The sequence below is a fragment of the bacterium genome (assembly GCA_016873475.1).
Taxonomy (GTDB): Bacteria; Krumholzibacteriota; Krumholzibacteriia; order JACNKJ01; family JACNKJ01; genus VGXI01.
Genome location: VGXI01000285.1, coordinates 1 through 3,289, shown reverse-complemented (window position 1 = coordinate 3,289; position 3,289 = coordinate 1). Strand labels below are relative to the sequence as shown.

Sequence of the window (3,289 nt, the reverse complement as noted above, 5' to 3'; positions counted from 1 at the left end):
GGGCGCTGACCGGCGCGCGCCTGCACATCGCCCACGTTTCGAGCAAGCACAGCGTGGAGATCCTGCGCCGCGCGAAGGCCCAGGGCCTGCGCGTGACGGCCGAGACCGCCCCGCACTACCTGCTCCTGGACGACGGCGCCCTCGTCGGCTACGACTCGCACAAGAAGATGAACCCGCCCCTGCGCGACGCCTCCGACCGGGCGGCGCTGGTGGCCGGGCTCCGCGACGGCACGCTGGACTGCGTCGCCACCGATCACGCCCCGCACACCGAGATCGAGAAGGAGCGCGAGCTGGCGCAGGCGCCCTTCGGCGTCACGGGCCTGGAGACCCTGCTCGCGGCCGTGCTGACGCGCCTCGTGCAGCCGGGCCTGCTCGCGCTGCCGCAGGCGATCGCGCTGGTCACCGCGCGGCCGGCGGCCATCCTGCGCCTGCCGGGCGGCCGCCTCGCGGCCGGCGCGCCCGCTGATCTCGTGCTCTTCGATCCCGAGGAGACCTGGGTCGTGCGCGGCGCCGAGATGGCCTCGCGCTCGCGCAACACGCCCTTCGAGGGGATGACACTGCGCGGGCGAGTCCGCGCGACAGTGCTCGCCGGCGCGCCGGTCTACCAGCGCGGCGAAGCGGGCGAGGCCTTCCGGCCGCGGCCCTGGCAGCGGGCCCAGGCGCATGCCTAGGCCGCGGGCGCGCGCGCGCGGCCTCGCCGCGCTGCTGCTCGTGCTGGCCCTGGCGGGCCTGGGCGGCTGCGCCTACTTCAACACCTACACGAACGCGCGTCGCTACCTGCGCGAGGCGGAGACGACTGCGCTGGGCCCCGACGGCCGCATCACGCCCGGCGCGCGCAAGGCCTACGACAGCAGCATCGAGAAGTGCAAGAAGCTCATGGAGCTCTACCCCGACAGCAAGTGGGTGGACGACACGCTCTACCTGATGAGCCGCGCCTACTTCGGCAAGGGCGAGTACGGGAGCTGCCTGCGCCGTCTCGACGAGCTGGACGAGCGCTTCCCCGAGCACCACTGGCAGGAGACCGTGCTCTACATGCGCGGCGTCAGCTTGCTCGAAGAGGGCGACGAGGCAAAGGCGATCGTCGCCCTCGAGCGCTTGCAGGAGCGGTTCCCGCGCTCCAAGCACCTCGCCGAGGGGCTCTTCCGCCGCGGCGAGGCGGAGTATCGCCTCGGCAACTGGGCGGCCGCCGAGACGGCCTACGGCCGCCTGCTCGCAAGCGTGGCGCAGAGCGACTTCCACGACGCCGCGCGCCTCAAGATCGCGCTCGCCCAGCGCGAGCAGAAGCAGGACTCGCTGGCCGTCGAGACGCTCACCGCCCTCGCGCGCGACGGCCGCGATCGGCGCAAGGCCTTCGAGGGCCAGCTCACGGCGGTGGAGATCCTGCTTGCTCAGCGCCGCTACGACGAGTGCGCGACGGTCATCGCCGAGATCGAGCCCGTTGCCGAGAGCTTCCAGTCCCGCGGCCCGGTGCTCCTGCTGAAGGGGCGTCTCGCCGAGGCGCGCGGCGAGTTCGACGAGGCGATCGCGCTCTTCGAGAACGTGGTGACGGAGTTCCCCAAGAGCAACCACTCTGCCGAGGCCTTCTACCGCATCGGCCTCCTGCGCCAGAACCGCCAGGGCAATCTCGATGAGGCGATCAAGGCCTACGACAGCTCGACGAAGGAGGTGCCGCGCTCGGTTTTCAGCGATCTTGCGGCGAACAAGCGGCGCGCCGTGCAGGAAGTGCTCGACGTGCAGCAGCGCTTCGGCACGATGGCCGCGGACTCCACGGGCGCCGAGCGGGCGGGGCTGCAGTTCCGTCTCGCCGAGAACCAGTACCTGGGCCTGGAGAACCCGCAGAGCGCGATCGGCGAGTACGCCCGCGTGATCGACGCCCATCCCGAGAGCGAGTTCGCGCCGCAGGCGGCCTACGCGATCGCCTACCTCGCGCGCTACAGCCTGGCCGATTCGGCGGCCGCGCGCTGGGCGGTGGCCTTGCTCGCCGAGCGCTATCCGGACAGCGAGGCGACGCGCTTCGTCGCGGGCTGGGCCGCGGCCCTCGGCGAGGGTCCGGCCATGGCGCCCGCGCTGCCCGCGCCCGCGCCCGTGGCCGTGCCCGCACCCGCCGCGGCCGACTCGCTCGCGGCGGCGGCCGACTCGCTCGCCGCGCCGGCCGACAGCCTGCGCGCCTCCGCCGCGCCGGACTCGCTGTTCCCTCCGCCTCCGCCCGAGGGAGACGATGAACCCTGATCTGCACGGCGGCCAGGCACCGAGTCCGACTCCGCTCGGCGCGATCCACTGCAAGGCGCGCGTCACGCACTGCCGACCCGACGGCGCGCTCTACTGGGACCTGCGCGTGGAGGCCGAGGGCCTGCCCGCCGGCGAGCCCGGCCAGTTCGCGCTGCTCGCGTCCGCTGCGCCGGGCGCCTGGGATCCGCTCCTGCCGCGACCGCTGAGCCTGCTCGACGCGGGCGCCGGCTGGCAGCGCTTTCTCTTCAAGGTCGCCGGCCGCGGCACGGCGCTGCTCGCGGCGCTGCGCGCGGGTGACGCGGTCGGGCTCGTCGGTCCCCTCGGCCAGCCCTTCGGCGGACGCGAGGGCGAGCCCACCGGCGAGACGGTGCTCGTGGGCGGCGGCGTCGGCATCCCGCCGCTGCACTTCCTCGCGCGGCGCCTCGCGGCGGCGGGGCGGCCCTGCCGCGTCCTCTTCGGCTTCAATCGCGCGGCGGAGATCCCCGCGGCGCTGCTGGCGGAGCTCGGCGCCGAGCTGCTCACGCTCGACGGCTCGGCCGGCCAGCGCGGCAACCCGGTGGCGCGCCTCGTCGAGACGCGCGGCGCGGCGCCCCTCGCGATCAAGGCCTGCGGCCCGGCGCCGATGCTCGCCGCGCTGCGTGCGGCCGTGCGTCCGGGCGACGCGCTCGAGCTGTCGCTGGAAGAGCGCATGGCCTGCGGCGTCGGCGTCTGCCGCGGCTGCGTGGTGTCGGTGAAGGACGGCGCCGGCTGGCGCTACGCGACGATTTGTCGCGAGGGGCCCGTGTTCGATGTCGCCGCGCTCGCCGAGCCGGCCGCCGCGCGCGCGCTGGAGCCGGGCCATGAGTGAGCCGCGGGCCGTCTCGCTGGCCGCGCGCGTGGGGGACCTCACGCTCGCCAATCCGCTGCTCGCGGCCTCGGGTTGCTTCGGCTATGGGCTCGAGTGCGACCCGCTGCTTCCGCCCGAGACCTTCGGCGCCGTCGTCACGAAGACGATCACGCCCCTGCCGCGCGCGGGCAATCCGCTGCCGCGCATCGCCGAGACGCCGGCGGGCATGCTCCC

4 protein-coding genes are annotated in these 3,289 nt (G+C 74.6%); all 4 read left to right on the top strand.

Translation table 11 applies throughout. The annotated features are described in order from the left end of the window. A partial coding sequence (locus tag FJ251_14775; protein ID MBM4118968.1) for an amidohydrolase family protein occupies positions 1 to 671 on the top strand: 671 nt, incomplete at its 5' end. Further along, positions 664 to 2,229 carry a tetratricopeptide repeat protein gene (locus FJ251_14770; GenBank protein ID MBM4118967.1) on the top strand — a complete coding sequence of 522 codons (1,566 nt, stop codon included), beginning with the start codon at positions 664 to 666 and terminating at the stop codon, positions 2,227 to 2,229. The genes FJ251_14775 and FJ251_14770, both read left to right, overlap by 8 nt. Further along, positions 2,219 to 3,076, top strand: a complete 858-nt coding sequence (locus tag FJ251_14765) for an NAD-dependent dihydroorotate dehydrogenase B electron transfer subunit (GenBank protein MBM4118966.1) — start codon at positions 2,219 to 2,221, stop codon at positions 3,074 to 3,076. The genes FJ251_14770 and FJ251_14765 overlap by 11 nt, the downstream gene beginning before the upstream one ends. Continuing rightward, on the top strand, positions 3,069 to 3,289 hold a 221-nt coding region (locus FJ251_14760), incomplete at its 3' end, for a dihydroorotate dehydrogenase (GenBank protein ID MBM4118965.1). The genes FJ251_14765 and FJ251_14760, both read left to right, overlap by 8 nt.

Bases quoted from the DNA above. Each gene is read 5' to 3' on its own strand.
- FJ251_14765 (MBM4118966.1), top strand. From the start codon at position 2,219: ATGAACCCTGATCTGCACGGCGGCCAGGCACCGAGTCCGACTCCGCTC.
- FJ251_14770 (MBM4118967.1), top strand. From the start codon at position 664: ATGCCTAGGCCGCGGGCGCGCGCGCGCGGCCTCGCCGCGCTGCTGCTC.